A 23013-nucleotide genomic window follows, 5' to 3' on the forward strand; every position below is an offset into this window, starting at 1 on the left:
CCTTCGTGAAGCGGCCCTTATCATTCTTTTAAATCAGGCGACGACCATGACTGCACCTTTGCAGAATGAAACTCCATCAATTTCCGGCTCTTCTCTGTTTCAAAGCCGTCGCCAGTTTCTGGCACGCAATGCCATGGGTATCGGTGGCGTGGCTCTGGCTACCATGCTGCAGCAGGAGAATCTGCTCGCGAATGAGGAAATCGCACCGTTCGTCCAACAGGACAAATTCGACCTGACTCCAAAGCAGCCCAATCTGGAACCCCGGGCACAGTCGATGATTTCGCTATTCATGCACGGCGGTCCGAGCCATATGGATTTGACCGATCCTAAACCGATGCTGACGAAATTTCATGACACAGAGTACAAGGGAGACGTATCTTACAGCTTTATCAACCGGGCATCGAAAAAGCTGAAAGGAAGTTCGTTCAAATTCGCTCCGCGGGGAGAATGTGGTACCGAACTTTCGGAACTTCTTCCCAACCTGGCGGAAGTCATCGACGATGTCTGCCTGATCCGATCGATGCACACCGACATTAATGGACACGAACCTTCCATCTGGTCAATGAACACGGGTAAGTCCCAGCCGGGACGTCCCGCCCTGGGTTCCTGGCTCACCTATGGACTGGGGAGCGAATCTAAAAACCTGCCTGCTTATGTCGTCATGACCGATCCTGGTGGACATCCTGTGGATGGTGTGCGGAACTGGTCTAACGGTTGGATGCCACCCCTGTTTCAAGGAACCGTCATTCGTCCCAAAGAACCGCGAATTTTCAATCTGAACCCGCCTGTCCATTTGCAGGGCGAAGTTCAACGACAGAATATGGAATTACTCCAGAAGCTGAATGCCAAACACCTGGAAACACATCCCGGCGAATCCGATTTGGAAGCCCGCATCGCCAGTTACGAACTTGCCGCTCGCATGCAGGATGCCGCTTCGGAAGCGCTCGACCTATCACAAGAGACGAAAACGACATTGGAAATGTATGGCATCGGAGAAGATGCGACTGATGAATACGGTAAACGGTGCCTGATTGCCCGCCGTCTGGTTGAACGAGGAGTTCGGTTTGTGCAACTCTTTATTGCCGGACAAATCTGGGACAATCACTCCAGCATCGACTCCAGCCTTCGCTCCTGCTGTGGCAAGACGGACAAACCCGCTGCGGCACTCATCAAAGACTTGAAGCAGCGCGGATTGCTGGATACGACTCTCGTTCATTGGGGTGGCGAAATCGGCCGGCTTCCCGTTACCGAAAATCATGGCGACCCCTCCAAAGCGGGCCGCGATCATAACGGGCAGGGTTTCAGTACCTGGCTGGCCGGTGGCGGAATTAAGGGAGGAATGACTTTCGGTGAAACCGACGAGTTCGGCCATAAAGCAGTCACTGATAAAGTCAGCCCGAACGATTATCACGCGACTTTGCTGAAACTGTTCGGTCTCAATCACGAAAAACTGAGTTTCCGCTACAACGGTTTACAACAAACTTTGACCGACAAACGCCCCTGCCGGGTTGTCGAAGAAATTATTGCGTAAGTAACCGTCGTTCTTTTTTTGACTGGGGTATTACTTTTTCAACTCCCTGGCAATATAGGTCACTTCGAGAAGCTCCCTGGGCTTCCGTCACAAATGCTAACTTCTCTTCCGGCAAGGGCTTCTCATTCTTCGGATGAGGGTGCATAATAATGTATCTGACTGGCGGCCAATTTCGAATCGGCCCTGGTTTCTGTTCTCGAGACTCACAAATCGGTCTTGCAACAGATTCGTAGAACCGTTAATTAACGCCCCTCTCTCTCTACTCAATCCGAAATGTCAACAATTCAGAATTCACAGGACGACCTGGAAATTCGCGAATATCCTATTGGCACATGGGGCCAGCTGCTATTAGCAGCCTGGAGCCTGTTACTGATATTGGGATTCGCGATGGCCATTTATCTGGCTCCCCATCCCAGTGGATCCGGCACCCATCAACAACTTGGTTTACCCCCCTGCACCATGAAGGTTGTAATGGGCATTCCTTGTCCCAGTTGTGGGATGACGACCAGTTTCTCGAACTTCGTTCGCGGAAATTTTGTCGCCGCCTATTCTGCTAATCCGGCGGGGCTACTATTGGCCACTATTTGTGTTTTGATTATCCCCTGGTGCTGGGTGAGTATTGCTCGACGACACCTCTGGAAAATCGAAAACCCGGACCGGGCTGTTTTAATCCTGATGATTCTGATCTGTTCCAGCAGTCTGTTGCAATGGGCCGTTCGTTTGTTGATCTGATTTCTATCAGACCTGCACTCCGTTCATCCCGATGACATCAGCCATATTGCAAATTCAAAGATCGTTCAAGGATGAACTTTTCAGTGAATTCGCGGGAGACTTAGACTCGTCATGGATGACGGACTTCAAAACCATCAAAGAAGAACCTATCGTTCTTCTCCTTGCAGAACATTGAGTCTGCTGTTGTTGCTGGGACTCTTTACGTCGCTGCTATCCGGTTGCTCGCTATTCGTCATGGGCGGAAAAATGTTATTCGGCGATCCCGAGTTAACATGTTCTTTCACGTCCCAGTCTGCAGTGAATCTGAAGAAGACAGATGAAAAAGTCATCGTTATCTGCTCCACACCGGATTCGATCTCCAGCGATTACCCATCTTTGAACATCGACATGCTCGACGGAATTTCTCGTCGACTCAAACGGGAAAACATAACAATCGTTAATCCCAACGATGTCGCCCGCTGGTTTGATGACAACCTGGGTGTCATCGATGACCCCACCATGCTGGCTCTGGAATTCGACGCAAAATATGTCATCACTGTCGACATCGACGAATTCAGCTATCTTGAAGAAAACAGCGCCAATCTGCTGCGAGGTCGTTCGACCGGCATGATCCGAGCTTACGAAATGCGAGAGTTCAGCGGATCCAGTCGCGCAGTCGAAGTCTATCACCGGGAACTCGTCTCAAAGTATCCCGATATCTATCCGGTTCAGTCCGATCGTATTTCCGAAAAGACATTTCGTAAACAGTACCTCGACCGGGTCAGCGAGCAGATCGCTCAACAGTTTTACAATCATAAGGCCAGTGAAGTAATTTACTAATTCCGGGAACCACTGTGTCGTGTCGCAGTGGGCCGGTTGAACTCACTGTTTCTTTAATACCACGTTATTTAATATCGAATACGTACCAGACCGCGAAGGATCGCGTCATGTTCCAGTATTTTCATAACCGTCTTTTCTCCCCTCAGTCCCGTTTTCGATCACTGTTGATCGTAACGAGCCTGTCGAGTTGTGTGTTCCTATCGGGCTGCAACTACTTCATCCTGCTTGGGTATCTGATTGGTGGTCCTCCATCTATCGCCCCCGACTTCGACGAACAGACGGGGAATTCCATGACCGACAAAGATGTCACCGTCGCGGTCATGATCAGTGCGGCGAAAGAGATTCAATACGACATGGATCGGGTCGATCACGAGTTGAGTAAATACTTCTCGGGCCGACTTCACGAGCATCGTATTCAAACAGTGAACCCGCAACTTGTTCACGACTGGATGGACAAAAACCCGGAATGGGACCGCCCCACAGAACTAGGTACTTATTATCAATGTACTTACGTCATTTACGTCGACCTGCACGAATTCAGTCTGTTGGAAAAACATAGCCATCAGCTGTATCGAGGTCGGGCAGAAGGTATGGTTTCTGTTTACAAAATGGATGAAGATTTCGAAGATGGTGAAAAAATCTACTCCAAGGAATTAATCTCCGTCTTCCCGCTGATGGCTGCTCGCAGCACGGATGAAGTCAGCTACCAGACCTTCAAGGCTGAATATCTATCCCGCCTCAGCGAAGAACTCGGTCGCCTCTTCTACGAATATTACAACGGCGACGATATCCCCCACGCTATGTAACATTCTGGGTCTCGATTTCACTGGCTCTATAACAAACAGAAACTGTGGTTGAATCGTGTAAAATATCTCAGCAGCGTGATGTCACTGAATAGAAAAAAGCAGGTTCTCATTAGAGGAGAACCTGCTTTTTTTATGGAGACTTGGAATGAGCGAGTTTAAATTACTCGGGGAATACATCCTCAGGGAAATCGGCCGCGTTCGATCCTTCTCTGTTCCGAAGATTGGCCCCGGAACCCATCTTGCGACCAAAGGGAACTTGGTCGCCCCCCGTTGTGGCTAATAGTTCATGCAACCGAATCCGTAGATCGCGAACTAGTTCTTTATGCTCCGGTTTGTTGACCAGATTCTCTTTTTCGTCAGGATCGTTCTGTAAGTCGTAAAGCTCATCGGTATCCCAGATACCGTGGTACTGAATGAACTTGTATCGATCGCCTCGTATCGCGAATGTCGTTGGTGTATGTGGGAAATTCCATTCCCAATAATATTCATACAGTAAATAGTCTCGCCATTTTTCGGTTTCCTCTTCTCCTGCAACCATTCCGAGAAAACTACGTCCATCCATTTGTGGAGGAGATTTCAGTCCAGCAGCGGCCAGTATCGTTGGAGCGATATCAATATTCGCCACGACTTCATCTACCACCGTCCCTGCCGGAAATTTACTGGGGCAATAGGCCAGCATGGGAACCCGCATCGAAGCTTCATAGGCCGTTCGCTTGTCGATTAATCCATGCTCACCCCACTGAAAACCATTGTCGCCCATATAGATAATGAGCGTATTATCTTCGAGTCCGGCTTCTTTCACATAACTCCAGACACGACCGATACTCTCGTCCACGGCCAGCAATGCTTCACAGTAGAGCTGGTAGTGCTCTTCGATATTCGTGTCCTGATGGTAAGCGAAGTCGACGCCATGCCAGCTGTTTCTCTGGTTTTTTAACCACATCGGTTTGCCAGCATAATTTTCATCCGTATTAGCCATGGTGGATGGAACCGGCATCTTCTCATCTTTATAACGTCCCGCATGGCGTTCAGCAGGATAGAACATTCCATGCACGGCCTTATGAGACAGATACATGCAGAAGGGTTTGGAGTCGTCCCTTTCTTCCTTCAGCCAATTCACGGCGTAGTCGGTTAATTCATCGGTAATATAACCTTCCTGCGGAACAGACTTCCCGTTGACGTTGAGTGTCCACAGACTTTTTTCGGGCGGATTGTAATGCCCCTGTCCTTTAAAACTAACCCAGTGATCAAACCCGGGGCGGGGATCATCGGAATGCCCCCCCATGTGCCACTTACCGATGAAGGCGGTCTGGTAACCCACTTGCTGCAGGTATTGCGGAAAGAAAACAGTACCTGGTCGGGCGAGATTATTGTTATCCACAACACCATGCTGGTGCATGTACTGCCCCGTTAAGATGGATGCCCGGGAAGGAGAACAGAGCGATGTCGTCACGAAGGCGTTTTTGAAATAAACCCCCTTCTCTGCCATCGAGTCCATGACTGGAGTCTGCACAAAGGGGTGATCGAGAAATCCCATCACGTCATACCGGTGATCATCGGCCAGGATGTAAATCACATTCATCTGGTCTCCGCTGCCGTTTGCTTCCAGTTTTAAATTGGATTCGGTTTCCGCGGAATATGCGAAAGCAAAACCCGTCAGCACAAGGCCGACCCCCGAAAGTAACGATATCATTGAACGCATGATGAAGGCTCTTTTCCTGAAGAGAATAGGACACATTTTGAGGTGAGGTTATCAGAGGTAAACTTGTTACACCTATTCCAGTATAGGCAATTCAACGCGGGGTTCGTCCACTGAAAATCAGGAACGGCCCAAAAGAAAAGCCTCTCCATTTCCAGAGAGGCTTTTCAGATAGAGCAGTTTTACGGTCATAAAGAATTAAGCGCCGTATTTTTCAAGTCGGTCGGCACTTGCCATGGCGAGTGACATAATGTATTTCGCCTGGATTTGCCCCAACCCACCTTTTCGGCATTCTGATTCGCTGAAGCCGGTCGAACCATCGAACCGACAGCGATCCGCCGCCAAAAGCAAGGGGACGGGATGCCAGCTATGGGCCTTCATTTTACTAGGCGTGCTATGGTCGCCCGAGACAATAATCACCGTCGGGTTGAGGGCTTCGATTTTCGCGAGGCCCGCATCAAATTCTTCCGTACGTTTGACCTTGGCATCGAAGTTACCATCTTCGCCCGTCGAGTCGGTGTATTTGAAGTGAATGAAGAAGAAGTCGAATTTATCCCAATTCTCTTTCAGACATTTCATCTGATCATCAATGGTCTGTCCTGCATCAAGCACGTCCATTCCAACGAGTCGCGCCAAACCGCGATACATCGGATAAACGGCGATGGCTCCTGATTTCAAACCGTAGACCTCTTCGTAAGTAGGGATGTCCGGTTTTTTGGCGATGCCGCGTAACGTCAGCAAGTTGGCGGGTGCATCTTCTTTCAAGACTTCGCGAGCCTTTTCGATGAATAGATTGCAAATCTCGGCGGTCTTTTCAGACGCCGCGTCTTTGCCCTCTGCTTTCAACGGAGGGATACCCGTTCGCTGCGGGTCAGTGTCGTTAACGTGACCTCCAAGGCCTTCGCCGCGGAAGACGATCACGAGACGGTACTCTTTAACTGGCTTGACGAAAACTTCGACTCCGGGGATCTCGATCTGGTCCAGTTTTTCACACAGCTTGGCGCCGATATCGCTGGCAATTCTTCCAGCCCGGCGGTCGGTGATTTTGCCGTCGTTATCAATCGTGCAGAAGTTTCCGCGAATGGCAACATCGTTAGGTCCGAGGTCAAAATCGATTCCGAGTGCTTCGAGCACACCCCGGCCAATATTGAAGGTCAGGGGATCATATCCAAACAAACCGAGATGGCCCGGTCCGCTTCCAGGAGTGATGCCCGGAAGAACAGGGGTACTCAGGCCAAGCGTTCCCCGCTGGGCAAGTTTATCGAGATTCGGCGTGGCGGCCGTTTCCAGTTCTGTTTTTCCGCCCGGTTCCTGAGGCAATCCTCCAAGGCCATCGGCGATATACATCACGATTTTGGAATCGTTTTTCTTCTGCAGTTGAAACATTAAGTCCTGAATGTCAGTCGTCATCCGATCTTCTCTCTTTTTCAAATAATTACGGTATTCCGCGTTCGTCTGTGATTTTAAGGATTCGTTTTCAGCAGCAAAAGGTTCCCCTGACAGGAACCCGGAAATCAGGAGGAAACTGTCGGATTGTTTCGTTCTTTTATGTACTGATCAAATAGCTCCAGCGACCGGCGTGCCATGGCTTCGCTACTGTAAGACTCCCGAACTCGCTGATGCCCATTTTCAGCAAAGTTCCATCGGACTGCATTCTCAGAAATAGCTTCTCGCAGTGAGTCCGCCAGACTCTCAGTCATCCCAGCCACACATATTGAACCGCCTTGGGTTTTCCTTAGTATTTCTGGAAAAGCTCCATGGTCGGGTTGAACGACCATCAATCCACTCGCAATCGCCTCCAGCACAGAAAGGCCTTTGGGTTCCTGGTAGTCGGTCGGAACTGAAAAAATATCAAATTGCTGAAACATAGCGACTTTCTCTTCGACTAACTTGGGACTGCCAAGGTATTGGAAATTACCGCCCGCTTGATTCACTTTTTCAACTTGTTCTTCCAGATAGGCGTGATGCCGAGGATGCAGATATCCTCCCGCTAAGAGTTCTAAATCGGGAAACTCCGGAAGTAATATCAAGTAGGCATCCACCAGGTTATGCAGCCCTTTCTCCGGAGCAATTCTGGCGAAAAATCCGAGCTTTCGACATTCTTTCGAATGTCGAGGTTGGCAGTCGGCGTACAGTTCCATATCGATTCCAAGCGGTAGCAGTTCCATCTTCTCCCGATCAATCTGCAGATAGCCAGACATGAAATCGCGATAGAACTCGCTATGAACCAGAATATGATCAAAATCGCGCGCCAGCGTGCTGACTGCCTGAATCGCCTTTTCGCGAAACTGCGGCAGAAGCCCATCCAGAAAGATATCGTCGCCCTGCAGCACACAGCACACGGGAACGTCCAGCTTTTCCTTGAGTGGTTTGAGGATCCCTGCCAGCAATGCATTACTGAATACAATAATATCTGGGCGAACCTGTTCTTTAATAAAGTGAGCGAGTTCATCCATCTCCGCGACGAGAGGCCCCTTCTCATTATCGAGCATCGCCAATGTCAGCGGCCCCAGTTTGCTGGCATCCTGACTGCCCGATAGCTTGGAAACGTATTTCAGCAACCACGGCGAATCAAGCCACCGTTTCATTACTCTTGGTGCCCGTTTCCAAATGGGAAATTTGTAATCCAGATAGATATTGATTCCACCGAGAAAAACATGCTGATCACTCAGGTTGTTCTCGTCCACCAAAACCGGGGTATAAGTAGGAAGCAACGTGACCTCCGCCCCTTCTCGAATCAAAGCGCGAGCCCAGGTATTATCATGCATGCAGGATCCACAGAACATGCCTGCTCCCCCTGCGGTCAGAATCAATACGTGCATGGAATTTCCCGGAGGATGCTTAAAAAGGGACGAAGAAATGTGATCAGGATATTTTGAAACGGCATCTTTCCAATAGAGTTCATTGAGTTCAGAGAATGACTGCTTCAACCATTCCAACGAATCTTCTCAAAAGACTTGCCATCTCCGGGGCGTCTTCTAACTGAGCTTCAAATTCGTCATAAGGCAAACCAGAAATCTTTTCTACATACTGCGGGTAAGCTTCGACCCGCTGCAGCAACCCCTGTCTCGTCAATTCTGGGTGAAACTGAGTGGCGTAAAATAAGCGGTTTGGAAAAGTAAGTGCCTGGTTCTCAACCTTGTCCGTAGAGGCCAGCAAAATAGCCTCCTCTGGCAAATGAGTGACGATATCTTGATGACCCATATAACTGTAAAACGGATCGGCACATTCACTGAATAGCGGATCCTGTTTTCCGGCTTCTGTAAGATGGGTGGTAACGGAACCGACCTCTGCCCGATTCAGATCGGTGACGACAGTCCCCCCCAAGGCGCGGGATACAGCTTGAAATCCCCAGCAGGAAGCGAAAGTGGGTTTCCTTGATTCATACAGAAATCGAATTGAATCGAGCGCCCGGTGCAACCAGTCATCCTCTGAAGTAACGGAATAATTCCCGCTCCCTCCCACCATCACTAGATCGACCTCTTGCAAATGGTGTTTTCTCAACTGTTCATATAGGAGATCTAGCGAAGCGACGGAATCCAGCTGGATCCCCAATGCATCCGCAAATGCTCGCCGCTCCTGCATTAGCATGGGGTCATTCTGCTCTCTGATTTGGAGCAACAAGATTTTAATATTTCTCTGTACCATGAATTTTCTAAAAACGCATTTGACTACCGGGTCCCCAATGAGCTAATAGTGCTACAATGACGATGATGGTGGGTGTGCAAAAACCTAGCAATTATGGTAGTCTTTGTAAGACTGACAAGCTACGGGACGGAAAAGCAAGTAGATCGCCCTACCGACCCGTAAAAATAGGTAGAGTAGGGAAAATCTAAATTTTCTGACTTTCAGGCCAATTAACTTGACATTTAGTGTTAGTTTCCATACTTTGGAATAAGAACTCAAGAAACTTATTTCGTTCTATTTTAATAATACCCCTGTGTTACCGCCAATACCGCGATTTAGTAGTGAGAAACTATCATGATGAAAAAAGCATTGTTTTTGTGCATTGCCACGTTCAGCTTCATGGCCTATTCCGAAAAATCGGAAGCTGCCAACCTCGCAGACATCTTGGGGATCTTGGATAACGAGCTCGATATCGACTTGGATTTGAATTTGTTCTCCAACAATAACAGCGGAAATAACAGTGGGAACACCGGTACTCCTACAACTGGTGGCGGCACCACACCTCCGCCTGCTCCCACAACTGTAAACAACTACTTCGGACCTGTGAGCTACAACTACTTCACTGGCCCGACTTTCAACTTCTTCCCGGGAACTGGTGGCGGAACAGGCGTTCCTACCCCGACCTTCCCCAACGGAACTCCGTTCTACAATCCAATCATCCTTATCTTTCCGATCTCCGGAAATGGTAACATTATCGTGATTAACATCACTTTCTCAAACGGACCCGTTTCAGTCGCTTCAGGTGCATTCTAAGTCAAATAGAGCACAGGGGCTTTCTTAGTGAAGCTCGACTGATCGTAACGATACAACAAAGCCCGTTTTCAAGAAATTGAAGACGGGTTTTTTGTTGTTATTGCATCTGCTTCTACTGCGAGACAGAATGTACTGGCATTGGTCTCTCCGCCAATCCCTATCGAACTTTCAGCTCCCGGAAAGCACGGTCCCGGTTCGTTAGTACAATCTTCGTGCTGCAAGACCTCTCGTTAGAAGCCTCAAAACAACTATGAATGGTGTCGTACGGGCGATTGTGATCGTCGCCTCTATAATTATCGTCGGCGCAATCCTTGTCTTCCCCTGGTTCAATGGTGGAGCGGACACACGTCCGCAAGTCTATTTTCTGCAGGCAACGATTGCAGCTGTGACCGTGGCCCTGCTCTGTTCGTTAATCAGTTCGAACTACCGACCCAATATACCAACGGCCGCACTCGTTCTCTTAATGGCGCTCGGTCTGGCGGGACTCCAACTGGTTCCGATGGACAATTCCCTCTGGAACGCTATCGGAAACAACACACCCGAGCTTCGTCATGAAATGACCTCCGCGCGCGGACTCCTACTGGCTGGGGAACAAGCTGAATCTTCACCACTCTCGCTCTACCCTTCCGGGACACAGCAGGATATCGCGATGCTGCTGGTGGGAATCATTTTCTTCATGCTGGGTGCGCAGTTTCTCAGTCGATTTGTCCCTTTCCGACTGTTTATGATTCTCCTGGCGTCCAACGGTGCATTGCTTGCCTGTCTCGGTTTTCTTCAGCAAATCACCTGGAATGGTAAACTCTATTGGAGCTTACCAATTCCGCAGGGCGGAACCCCTTTTGCCGCGTTCATCTACCATAATCAGGCCGCCTCAATCTTCGCGTTTTCACTGGCAGCCTCTATCGGCTACCTCATCGATATTCATCGTCGCAACCGAGGTATTCGCCATTACGACCGCACTCAGGGAACCGAATGGGATCCACGTAGTGGTTCCCGAACCCTGGACTCATTGCAATATTACATCGCCGACCTTAACGGCGAACGACTGTTTGCGATTAGTGTACTGCTACTCAATATGGCGGGGTTACTATTCTCTCTCTCTCGCGGTGGTCTGCTCTGTTTTCTCATTGCGGGAATCATCGTCTGGACTTATGCCTCGTTCAAGCAAGGTCGTTCCACCTGGGTTAACGTTTTTCTCGTCGGTGGCGTATTAGTAGGGCTGCTTACCTGGGTTTCAGTTACGGACGTTGTCTCGGATCGTCTTCAGACTCTGCTGAAAACCGAGACCTTCGAACAGGAATCCCGACTTCCACACTGGCAAGACACACTGGGCGCCGTTCAAGACTATGGAACGTACGGAACCGGCTTGGGAACCTATCGATACATCTACCATCGTTACCAGAATCACATTAACGAAGGCTGGTTTTTGCACGCGCACAACCAGTACCTCGAAGCATTAGTCGACGCCGGAATTCCGGGGCTGGCCCTAATGCTGATTATGATTTTGCTGGTTTTGTATTCATGCTGGAAGCTCTTCAACAGCGACTATTTTTACACCTATGTGGTCGCCATCGTGGGTGGGCTAGCGTTATTCTTTCAGATTTTTCACGCAGCCGTCGACTACTGCCTCTACCTGCCGGCAACGATGGTCATATTTGCATCACTCACTGGTGCTCTGGTCGGTCGAAGTGTCCGCGCGCTTGATGGTACACGCAACATTCTGGTGGCCCTTCCATACACTAGCTGGGCCTGGCCGGTTGTTCTCGCGGGACTTCTGGGTGGAAGCCTCTGGAGTTACTCACGGATCGAATCACTCCTCGAAATGGAAACGGTCATCAAATCGTATCCGTCGGAAACAGAGTTATCGAAGATTCAACCACGAAAGATTCGGGGAATTATTTCACAACTCGAAGATGTTCTGGTCAAACGACCGGGCGACGCCCAAGGTCATGAGGCATTAGCGGAATATTATGTCTCGCTATACCGCTTGGAGGCCCGAACCGCCCTGGCAAAAGAGTTAAAAGTAAACCTCGACGACCGAAACTTGTGGGAATGGACCTCGCCCGTCATTCTCTCCAATGTTGCCAAACAGGCTTACGTCGCCAAAAAAGAAGACAAACTAAAAGACATTCGTGAGCAAGAAACGGTGGTTGAGTACCTCAATCCGTCGATCGATCATCTCAAAGAGTCGCTCCGGTCCTGCCCACTACTTTCGAACGTCCATTACAGGATCGATCTGCTTGGCTTCCTTGATCAGAACTGGACCTTCCAGGAGGAACACCTGACGCGAGCAGAATTACTCGGTTCCTGGAATGCAGACCTGATGTACCTCGCTGGCCAAGTTCGATTTGCTCGCGGCGACAAGACTCGGGCAGTGAAAGACTGGAACCAAAGTCTGCGGATCGACGATCGTCATATGGAAGAGATTGTGCGAATCGCAAGCACCTGGATGACGCCCGAAGAACTCCTCAACGAATTGATTCCCAATAATCCTGAAGCGATGATGCTGATTGCCGAGCGGATGTACTCTTCTCCCAGCTCGAAAGAGACACAGGAAATTGTCTTTGAGCGCCTGACGAATTTGTTGGAAGAGCAAACCTGGCCATCCGGAACTCCAGAATACTTCAATGCGCGAATCGCCGTGATGCGCGGGCAATCTAACGAGGCGCTGGAGCTATTTACTCATGCCCTATTCCTGAATCCCAATGATCTGGAATGGCAGTTTCAATACGCACTCGTCCTCCGCGGCGCTGGTAAGTTGCAAGAAGCCGAACGCATTCTCAGTTATTGCGTTCGTAAGGCACCGGGTCGCATCAAGTTCAGTAACTTGCTGAATCTAGTACGAGAGCAACAGAAGCAACAGGATGCCATGAAATCTAAGAATCCGTCTCGCTCCTGAGTCGAGTCTTTCGTACACCTTTGCAGCTTATCTTCCCGCTCGGACTCTCGGTGGAAACTGAAATTCCCTTACGCGCAGACGTTTCCTCCACAAATCCCCTCCGCTACAATTTTCACGCTATTCATTTTTATTGACAGGCCACGAAGACCTGTCTTCATCCATTTGGGTCAGGGGAACCGTCGAAAATAGTGGTCGGCGCCGTACTCGCCCCCGATCTTCCACTCATCTGTAAATTGATCAATGTCGCAGATGACGACCAGGCAAGAGCTATCGCAGCTCGTGCCTCTCATTCAAGATACACCCAATTTCACAGACGTTGTCGCCGCCCTGCATCAAGGTAACAGTGGGGCAATAGACGGCGCCTGGGGTTCTTCGTCCGCGCTGTCCGCGGCAGCTCTGAGCAAAGAGTGCCAAGGCACACTTCTAGTCGTTTTGCCCCGCCTGAATGAGGTTGATGACTTCGCTCTCGACCTCGCTGGCTTCGTCAATGCCACTCCCTTTATCTTTCCCGCCTGGGAGTCCTCCCCCGCAGAACACGACGTCACTGACTCGATATTTGGTGGTCGATTGCGACTTCTGCGACAACTCGAAGACCAATCTCCATCGCTCGTTGTCACCAGCTTAACGGCCTTAATTCAACCCGTTCCCAGCCGAGAAACGCGTCAAGCCGGGACCTGCACCCTCAGTGTTGGAGACGATCTGGATCTCGATCCATTTCTTAATTGGTTGGTAGAACAGGGTTTTCTACGAGTTGCAGCAATTACGGCTCCGGGCGAGTTCTCCCTGCATGGGGGAATTCTCGATATTTATCCCGCCGATACTGTCGAACCTCTGCGGGTCGAACTTTTTGGCGACGAAATTGAAAGCATTCGCGCCTTCGATCCGGAAACGCAGCGCAAAACGGAAGACTTGCCATCCGCCTCATTCACGTTGATTAAGCCACTTCAAACTGAACAATCGGAAAGTGCCGAGAGCCAGAAAGACAAATCGTCGGTCCGACCTGCTTCGATCCTGGAAGGGAGTCTATTTGATTCCCTTCCAGAGAAGTCTTGGGTCGTCTTCGTAGAGTTGGAAGACGCGATTAGTGAAGCACGACACTACCTCACCCGCCTGGATGACCCCCGCGGCCTGTTCAGTGTCGAAGCGACATTGGAACGGGCAACTTCCTCTCCCTCCGTAACGATTGCCCGTATTTCGGCTGACAGTTATGAAACATCCTGCCACCTGCAGGTCGAATCGATCGAACGATTCGGCGGTCCGCGCAGCGAAGTTCTCCTGGAACTTGCATCGATCACCGACAAAACCGAACGCGTTTTGATTGCCTGTCACAATGAAGGTGAACAGGAGAGGTTGACTGAATTACTGGAAGAGTCCGAACTGACATTCGGTCAAGGAATTACTCTTTGTCTCGGTCGCATCCAGCATGGCTTCCGGCTCGTTCGAAATCGGTTAATTGTCCTCAGTGATCATGAGTTGTTTGGAAGGTCTGACCTCCACCGAGGCAAGCAGAAACGTCGCTGGGAATCACGAGCGATCGACAGCTTTCTTGATCTCAAAGAAGGCGATCTTGTCGTCCATCTGGCTAACGGAATCGGACGCTTTCGCGGGATCCACCAGCTCGATAAAGAGGGTCAAGTCGAAGAACATTTGCAGTTAGAGTTTCGGGACAACGTAAAAGTTTACGTACCCGTATCGCTGATTCACCTCGTTCAGAAATATGTCGGTAGTGCAAAGGTCTCCCCTAAACTTTCCAAACTGGGAACGACCAGTTGGAACCGTAAAAAAGAACAAGTCACCCAAGCCGTCACAGACCTGGCCAGCGATATGCTTCGTATGCAGGCGTTGCGCACCAACCAAACCGGTTTTGAATTTCCTCCGGACAGTCACTATCAGAAAGAGTTTGAAGCCCTTTTTCCCTATGAGGAAACTCCCGACCAACTGACCTCCATCGTCGAGGTCAAGCATGATATGCGATCGCCGCAACCCATGGACCGTTTGATATGCGGTGACGTGGGATATGGCAAAACTGAAATTGCGATGCGAGCTGCATTTAAAGCGATCGATGCTGGAAAACAGGTAGCGATGCTCGTACCCACGACTGTCCTTGCGGAGCAGCATTTTCGTTCCTTCTCGGAACGTATGGCCGAGTTTCCCGTCACACTGGAAGTCATTTCCCGATTTCGGACCAAACGACAACAGCGCGACATTCTGGAGAGGCTTGCACGTGGCCAGGTCGATATGATCATCGGCACGCATCGTCTGGTGCAGAAGGATGTTCGTATCAAAAATCTTGGTTTGATTATCGTCGATGAAGAACAGCGATTCGGTGTCGAACATAAAGAGATGCTGAAGCAACTTCGGCTGGCGGTGGATGTACTCACCTTAAGTGCGACGCCTATTCCGCGAACATTGCACATGTCACTTCTTGGTATCCGTGACATTTCTAACCTGACTACCCCACCGCCCGACCGACAGGCAATTGAAACGCGTATTTCCCGATTCGATCCCGAATTGATCCGGTCAGCAATAGTGCGTGAACTGAACCGAGGAGGCCAGGTTTATTTCGTTCACAATCGGGTAAAAGATATCCACACGATTGCCGACCGCCTGCTATCCATCGTCCCAGAAGCCCGGATCGGAATCGGTCACGGTCAGATGAAGGGTGACGAACTCGAAGAAGTCATGTTGGACTTCGTGAACCATAAGATCGACATTCTGCTCAGCACGACGATCATCGAAAGCGGCGTTGATATTCCCAACGCCAATACGATGTTTATTCATCAAGCCGGCAATTACGGACTGGCAGACATGCATCAGTTGCGCGGTCGGGTAGGAAGATATAAACATCGCGCCTACTGCTACTTGCTGTTGGAAGAAGGCAAGATCCTCACGACCACTTCCGCTAAACGATTGAAGGCAATCGAAGAATACAGCGAATTGGGTGCCGGATTCAAGATCGCCATGCGCGACTTGGAGATTCGAGGTGCGGGCAACATTATCGGGACGGAGCAATCGGGACATATCGCTTCGGTTGGATACGAGTTGTATTGCCAGTTGCTGGAGAATGCTGTTCGGCATATTCGCAACGAACCGGTGCGAGAACATCGTCACGTTAACATCGACCTCCCTGTCTCTGCCTACCTGGAAAACTCTTACATTCCACCTGGTCGCCCGAAGATCGAAGTCTATCGTAAACTATCAATGGTCCAGACTCTTGAGGAACTGGAGCAATTGCAGGAAGAAATTCGTGATCGCTTTGGTCCATTGACGGAAAGTACCCACCGGCTGTTCGAGTTGAAGCATCTTGAAGTCCTGGCACGACAATGGGACATCGGTAGTATCTATTTGGAGCAGAGGTTCGCTGTATTTAAGTACAAGCATGCCATTAAGATAGAACAATTAAAAGAACGACACGGCCGAACATTCCGTGTTGCCGATCGTAACACGGCTTACTGGGTGTTAAGCGATCGGAATCTCACGGAAGAGGCTCTCCTGCAAGAGTTAAAATCGGTGTTGCAGTAAATCCGCCCTTCCTCCTATACTCCGCCGCCTTATAAGCTGTCTGCCGGTCCATCGGGCTCTGTTTTTTAAGTCAGGATGACTTTATTTGCCCATTTTGGACCTGTTCAGGTGAGTTCAGGATGAACCACCGGGATAACTCCCATGCGGTTTCTCTGGACAGAACCTTAGACGATTCAAGCACCTTCTCTCCATTCCCAGTTCTGGTGCCCTTGTAATGATTCGACGAGTTCTGTGACCCAGCATTCATCTAATATAATCCGCCACTACCAAACCGTTATCGGTCAGACTTTTCTGCTGATCGCCGTTTTGGGGTTCGCCGGATGTGAAACGTTTAGCAAAGTCAAGGTCGACAACCCCGTTCTGGGGCCGCCGCCACCTCGACTTACCGCCAACGACGAGGAGACTCCGTCGGACGCTCCCACGGTGACATCGCTAGACGAACATCAAACCGACATTCGTCTCGCTACGACGAGCTCCGATATTGTTGACAAAGTGACCGAGGATTCTCAGGTGGTCGCAACCGTCAACGGAGAACCGATCTTTGCCGCCGATCTACTGGAACCTTTCCAGGGGGGACTTCAGAAAGCTCAAGAAGCCGTAGAGCAAGGAAAGTTTCCAGCGGAAGTTCTCGAAAAGCAAAAATATGAGTTGATGGCGAAAAGCGTTGATGGTGCTATCGAGCGAAAACTGTTGGAACAGGGTTTGAAAAAGACCCTGAAAAAAGAACAGCGAGACATGATCGAAGTCTTCCTGGATCAGTATTTCCAACAGGAAGCTCAACGCATGATGGCGAAAGACGGAATACAGACGATGCACGAATTCGATGAGCATCTTAAACAGAACGGTTATTCATTGTCTGCCCTGCGTAGTAGTTTTGAAGGCCGCATTATGGCTCAGGAATACCTGCGTGCAAAACGGGGCGACACGCCGAAATTGACACGAGAACAACTCATGTCTCATTACGAAAAGAACATCAGCGAATATACCAATCCCGAACGAGTGAAATGGCAATTCCTGTTAGTTGAATACAAGAAACATGGTGGACGCCAAGGGGCTTATGCGGTGTTAAACAAAGCCGTTCAGGAACTTAAAGAAGGTGCCGACTTTACCGAAGTGGTGAAAAAATATTCTGACAGTGCGACTCGTCATGATGGAGGAATGTGGGCCAATGGAGATTGGACGACTCCAGGCAGTTTGAGTGACGAGAAAGTAGAAAAAGCACTCTTTGAAATGCCAGTGGGCAGCATCAGCAGCCCCTTTGAATCAGATACCGAATTCAAATTGATCAAAGTTGTCGAGCGGCAGGATTCCACAGTCACTCCCTTTGATAAGGTCCAAAACCAAATCGAGACATCGATCGTCAAGAATGGCCAGGACGAAGCCACTAAAAAGGTAATGGACGAGTTGTACGAGACTGCTGTAATCGAAAGCATCTTCGACCAAAAGGAAGAAGTCGTTGCTCCGGTTATGAGTGAAGCGAATCCATTTTCCACAGACGGTTTTTAATATGGCAACGGACAATCCTTCGGCAGTAACTGCCGATGAAAAAAATAACTTCGTATTCTAAGTATTTTTTGAATCATCTGACTGAGAAACATCTTGACCTGTTTCACCGATTTAAATTATCAACCCGAACACTCTCCAGAAGCCTGATCAAAACAAATTGTTACTTCTGAAACCTGTCTGCCCTGGTGGACGGAAGACGAAATTCAATTCGACCTGATCAAGGCCTCTCTCTCAAAACTAAACAATACCAGACAATCAAGACAATCGAGTTTGATGAAGGATCATCAAGTCCGTGCGTCGCAACTTCATCCTGTCGCCAGCACAGTTCTGCGTAAGAACCTGCTGACTCCGGACGCGATGAGGTCCACTTGTATGATTGTGAAGGCAGCATTTCTAAGTATTTTTAAGGGAAGATCTCCAAAATGAGCTCTCAGGGACCCAAGATGGATCTGAAGTTGTTCAGAGTCATTGGAGCAACCGCCTGTGCAACTGTCGCGGCCGCCTCCTTATGGCTACTCTATCCGAACGATGCCGTAGAAACTGTGCGTGCATCAGAAGCCCGCGGACAGGTCAGTGCATCGCAATATTCCAAGCAAAGCATTTCCGCAACGCGATACCTGACTTTAGGTAAAGAGCATCTGCGGGCAGGTCGCCAACCGGCGGCTGTCCGGGCTTTCCGGGCCGCTCTCGCTAATGCCTCTGAACTGACCATGCAGGAGCGTAACGAAGCGCGACAATTCCTGAGTCAGCTCGACCCGACCTCAACTAAAGTGAGCAGTCAGGTCAGCGAGGAAATGCAAATTCCCGCTCAGGCTGCCAAAACAGTCGAAGCCATCAAAGTTGATGACCTGATGACTCGAGCCAAGCTGGCATTGCAACAGGGCGAACGAAAAGACGCCCAACAACTTGCTGCCGAAGCTCAGAATCTGGTCGAATCGCACAATGTTGAGCTCTCACCAATCGCGGAGAAACCGGTCGATTTCCTGAGTGACCTCGCCTCTGGCAAGACAACCGTACGCGGACAGTCACCGGAAGAGGAAGAGAACCCCTTCCAGCTGGTAGATGAATCTGACACGGCTGATGCGACCTCGTCTTTGAAAGAGAAAGCTCAATCGCTCCTCAACGATGCGGAAGCAGACTTGAAAGCGGGCTTTTACGCTCAAGCACGAAAAAAAGCATTGCAAGCCAGCGAACTTCATTCCGACTGGAACCTGTTCGAAAACAGCCCACAAGCGATCATTCGCGAACTGGACCGACTCTCGGGTGGAAAGACTCTCTCCAGCGAATCAGCAGTCACTGCTAATGCTGATGTGACTGAAACTAAGAAGAAAGTAGTTGAACTGCTTCTTGAAGCTCGCTTGGCTATTCAGGCTGGCAAGCTTGATGTTGCACGAGAGAAAGCAATTGCTGCTCAACAATACAAAGTTTCCTTCAGTAAATACGACGACCGACCGGACCTGCTCCTGGGCGATATCAATCGACTCGAAACGAGCAAAGGCTTTAACGCCTTCAACCCAAATCCGGCAGACAGCCAGGCACTGCAAAACAGCTCGAAATATCTGGCTGCACGCAAACTCCTGACTGACGCTCGCGAATTACTGATTGTCAACAACCTTACCGAAGCCAAAGCGAAAGCACTGGAAGCGGAAGGACTGGATGTTGTTTATGAAATTAACGATGACCGTCCCGATGCTGTCCTGCTCGAAATCAATCGTCGTATGGCACGGCTGAATGGACAGGAAGGAGCACCTTCTCTTTCCGCCAGCCAGTTTGGTCAACTCGACGAAATGGCAAACGCCCTGGCATCGAAAACGGCTAAACAACAAGATCAGCAGAACAACGCTGACACAGGTATGGAACGATCAGCTCAAGGTGAAGTCGCCATTTCTCAAATCCAGCAGATTGGATACGAAGAAGTTGCGGCCAACGAAGGCACTAACCCCTTCGCACCTATCGAAACAGCCGCACAGGAAATCAACACTGTTGTTCCTGATGGTTTAACAGCAACCCAGTGGTTCGACCATGGGGTCAAACTGATGCAAAGCAATCAACGCGACGAAGCCTACAAGGCCTTCGTCAAAGCTCATCAGTCTGGCGATCAACTCGATACCTTCCGTGCTCGTAACCTTTCTGAACTGCTGCAGGCAACTGCACCGCGAAAAGGAAATGGAATCGAACTGACCACAGCGACTCAGGACTTCAGTGCCGAGCCAGCTCCTCTCGATCTGGCAGCACAGGAAGAAGTCGTTCGCTTCGATCGCTTGCGAACTGAAGTGATGAACGCAACCTTCCGTGCCGATCGTCTGACCGAGAAAGACCCGGAGAAAGCTCTGGATATCATCGACCGCGCCATGTCGACTGTCGAAGGTTCTCAACTTGCAGAAAATATGTCGAGTCCGTTGATCAAACAGCTGACTGCTTCCCGCGTTCAGGTGGAGCAGTACCAGAAACGGATGGCTCCGATCCTGGAACAGGAAAAACGGAATAGGGATGTAGAAGAAACAATTAAAACAGAGATCGATACATCCGTCCGTATTGAACAGGAAATCGGCTCTCTCGTTGAAGACTACAACAAGTTGATGAAACAGGGACATTACGCTGACGCAGAACGTGTGGCTAAAGAAGTTCGTGCTCTCGACCCGGCCAACCCGGTTGGAGTCAGCATGTTCTGGAAAGCCCGCATCACTCGTCGCAACTCCGATATTGAAGACCTGAAAGAACGCAAAGAAGACGCCTTCGTGGCAACTCTATGGGAAGTTGAAGAAGCGGCTGTACCACACAGTGGTTCTCCCTTCCAATACGGTGAAATTCAGGAGTGGAAAGATCTGACCGAGCGACGTAAACATATGCGTTCGGATGGACGTCACCGCACCATGCGGGAAATTCAGATTGACGAAAGTCTGCATGACCGAATCTCACTGAACTTTGAACAGGCTCCTATCTCGGAAGTCTTCGAACATATCGAAAAGATTACCGCGATCAACATCTGGCTCGATACCAAAGCGATGACCGATGCAGGTGTCGAATTGTCGACTCCGATCACAATCAAAGTAGATGGTATTCAGTTACGAAGTGCTCTGTCACTGATGCTGGAACAACTCGGCCTGGCCTACATGATCGATCACGAAGTTCTCAAGATCACTTCGATTGAAAAACAAAAAGGGGACATGCGGTCGGTACCTTACGACGTGGCTGATCTGGTTATGCCGCTGAATCCGGAAGCCTACAACCCGAACTTAGGAAAAAGCCCGTTCGCAGGCGTCAACGACGGCATCGACAGCTATAACTTCAGCGTCAATGGTTCGTCGGGTGGCAATAACATGGCCAGCGTCCCGAACGTATTTACTGGAAATGGTTTTGGCGGAGCGGGAGCAAAATCCCAATCAGTCAGTGGCCCTTCTCATGCCGACTTCGAATCTCTTCGACAGGTTCTCATCTCTACAGTTGAGCCTGACACCTGGGAAGAAGCAGGTGGAGAAGCTTCCATCAGCCATCACGATAGTACATTGACCTTGATTATTCGTCAGACAGAAGATGTCCACTCGGAAATCGCTGACTTGCTCGAACAGCTGAGAACGCTGCAAGACCTCCAGGTTACGATTGAAGTACGGTTCATCACTGTCAGTGACCGGTTCTTCGAACGTATCGGTGTCGACTTTGACCTCAATGTTCAAGACAACGTCGATGGTGACGATTCGGGCTATCCCGGCTTTGGTTCTCCTCAAGGTACTGGAATTGCAGGTACCACGGGAACGACGGGTACCACGGGTACCACAGGAACTACAGGCACGACTGGTACGACTGGTGGCACCACAGGTACAACCGGCACGACTGGTACAACCGGCACGACTGGTACAACCGGCACGACTGGAACAACCGGTACAACCGGAGGAGGAGGAGGCTCACCATTTACTCCCCAGAACGTCTTAAACACGCCCCCTCTCGATTCTTGGCCGAACTCGGGTACGATCGTGGGTCTGTCCCAACCAGGAGTATTCACCTCCGACTTGGACGTACAGTTCCAACAGGGTTCGTTTGACATCGGGGTACCTGACTTCGGCGGTTTCCAACCGACCGCAGGTATTCAGGTCGGTATGGCCATCTTGAGTGACCTGGAAGCATTCTTCTTCATCCAGGCTGCTCAGGGAGACGAGCGTTCGAACCTGTTGTTCGCTCCGAAAGTAACTACTTATAACGGTATCTCAGCAACCATTACGGACTCGGTTTCACGACCATTCGTGACTTCGCTCCAACCGGTTGTTGGTAACTTTGCTGTCGGCTTTCAGCCGGTCATTACAACACTTGATGAAGGGGTTACTTTGACGGTTCTGCCAGTCGTCTCGGCGGACCGACGATATGTCCGTGTGACCGTGACTCCACAATTCTCCAACGTGACTGACGTCTTTACTTTCGCCTTCCTCTCTGGTGGTACTGGAGCAGGTGGAGTTGGTGGAGGCGGTGGTGTCGGCGGAACTGCGGGTGTCAACGGTGGTAACATCGGTGGAAATACAGGTGTCGGCGGTATCAGTGGCACCAGCGGTATCAGCGGTAACAACGGGATTGGAGCCGGTGGTATCGGAGGAATAGCAGGAACCACGGGAACCACGGGCCAGACTGGAACCACAGGCCAGACAGGCCAGACAGGAACCACGGGAACCACGGGAACCACGGGAACCACGGGAACTGGTGGAGATGCGGGAGCCGGATTATCCGTCTCAGTACAACAGCCTGTTTACGAACAACTGTTCGTCACCACAACTGTCTCTGTACCGGATGGTGGTACTGTCGTCCTCGGTGGTATCAAGCGACTCCGTGAAGGTCGAAACATGGCAGGGGTTCCGATTTTGAATAAAATCCCTTATGTCAGTCGACTCTTCAAGAACACGGGTGTTGGTCGTGAGACTGAAAGCCTGATGCTGATGGTGACTCCTCGAATCATCATCCAGGAAGAAGAAGAAGCTCTGCTGGGTGTCGAAGAAGACTCCCTGTAGAAATCGTTTCCTCCTGAAGTAAACAACCTGAAGTAAACACCGGGAGACTTTGTTCTCCAACCCAATTC

At 50.1% G+C, this 23013-nt stretch carries 13 protein-coding genes; 9 read left to right on the forward strand and 4 right to left on the reverse strand.

Annotation, left to right across the window (positions count from 1 at the left end; genetic code table 11):
- Positions 1 to 46: 46 nt before the first annotated feature.
- From Pla110_RS16630 to Pla110_RS16645, 4 genes are all read left to right on the forward strand, one after another.
- A complete protein-coding gene (locus Pla110_RS16630; protein ID WP_231742528.1) occupies positions 47 to 1531 on the forward strand; it encodes a DUF1501 domain-containing protein in 1485 nt (494 codons plus the stop codon).
- A 273-nt stretch (positions 1532 to 1804) separates the two neighbouring features.
- Entirely contained in the window at positions 1805 to 2263 is a 459-nt protein-coding gene (locus Pla110_RS16635; RefSeq protein WP_144997270.1) for a DUF2752 domain-containing protein, read from the forward strand.
- 111 nt (positions 2264 to 2374) lie between these two features.
- Positions 2375 to 3082 (forward strand): hypothetical protein, encoded by a 708-nt coding sequence (locus Pla110_RS16640; RefSeq protein WP_144997272.1) that lies wholly within the window; start codon positions 2375 to 2377, stop codon positions 3080 to 3082.
- Between the two features lie 107 nt (positions 3083 to 3189).
- Positions 3190 to 3888, forward strand: a complete 699-nt coding sequence (locus Pla110_RS16645; protein WP_144997274.1) for a hypothetical protein — start codon at positions 3190 to 3192, stop codon at positions 3886 to 3888.
- A gap of 160 nt (positions 3889 to 4048) precedes the next feature.
- Here the strand turns inward: Pla110_RS16645 and Pla110_RS16650 are convergent, their stop codons facing one another.
- The 4 genes from Pla110_RS16650 to Pla110_RS16665 form a co-directional block, all read right to left on the reverse strand.
- Entirely contained in the window at positions 4049 to 5590 is a 1542-nt protein-coding gene (locus tag Pla110_RS16650) for a sulfatase family protein (RefSeq protein ID WP_231742529.1), read from the reverse strand.
- 195 nt (positions 5591 to 5785) lie between these two features.
- The gene (locus Pla110_RS16655) at positions 5786 to 6997 is read right to left on the reverse strand and encodes a 2,3-bisphosphoglycerate-independent phosphoglycerate mutase (RefSeq protein ID WP_144997278.1); all 1212 of its coding nucleotides are present in this window, start codon (positions 6995 to 6997) and stop codon (positions 5786 to 5788) included.
- A 104-nt stretch (positions 6998 to 7101) separates the two neighbouring features.
- A complete protein-coding gene (locus tag Pla110_RS16660) occupies positions 7102 to 8409 on the reverse strand; it encodes a glycosyltransferase family 4 protein (protein WP_144997280.1) in 1308 nt (435 codons plus the stop codon).
- 88 nt (positions 8410 to 8497) lie between these two features.
- On the reverse strand, positions 8498 to 9178 hold the full coding sequence (locus tag Pla110_RS16665; protein ID WP_197440250.1) for a type 1 glutamine amidotransferase: 681 nt from the start codon (positions 9176 to 9178) through the stop codon (positions 8498 to 8500).
- Positions 9179 to 9568: 390 nt separating this feature from the next.
- Here Pla110_RS16665 and Pla110_RS16670 point away from each other — a divergent pair, with 390 nt between their 5' ends.
- From Pla110_RS16670 to Pla110_RS22695, 5 genes are all read left to right on the forward strand, one after another.
- Positions 9569 to 10027 carry a hypothetical protein gene (locus tag Pla110_RS16670; protein ID WP_144997284.1) on the forward strand — a complete coding sequence of 153 codons (459 nt, stop codon included), beginning with the start codon at positions 9569 to 9571 and terminating at the stop codon, positions 10025 to 10027.
- Positions 10028 to 10277: 250 nt separating this feature from the next.
- Positions 10278 to 12926, forward strand: a complete 2649-nt coding sequence (locus Pla110_RS16675) for an O-antigen ligase family protein (RefSeq protein WP_144997286.1) — start codon at positions 10278 to 10280, stop codon at positions 12924 to 12926.
- 249 nt (positions 12927 to 13175) lie between these two features.
- Positions 13176 to 16448 (forward strand): transcription-repair coupling factor, encoded by a 3273-nt coding sequence (mfd, locus tag Pla110_RS16680; RefSeq protein ID WP_231742533.1) that lies wholly within the window; start codon positions 13176 to 13178, stop codon positions 16446 to 16448.
- A 231-nt stretch (positions 16449 to 16679) separates the two neighbouring features.
- Positions 16680 to 17954 (forward strand): peptidylprolyl isomerase, encoded by a 1275-nt coding sequence (locus tag Pla110_RS16685; protein WP_144997290.1) that lies wholly within the window; start codon positions 16680 to 16682, stop codon positions 17952 to 17954.
- 422 nt (positions 17955 to 18376) lie between these two features.
- Positions 18377 to 22945, forward strand: a complete 4569-nt coding sequence (locus Pla110_RS22695; protein WP_231742535.1) for a hypothetical protein — start codon at positions 18377 to 18379, stop codon at positions 22943 to 22945.
- Positions 22946 to 23013: the final 68 nt, after the last annotated feature.

This window comes from Polystyrenella longa (assembly GCF_007750395.1).
Classification (GTDB): domain Bacteria; phylum Planctomycetota; class Planctomycetia; order Planctomycetales; family Planctomycetaceae; genus Polystyrenella; species Polystyrenella longa.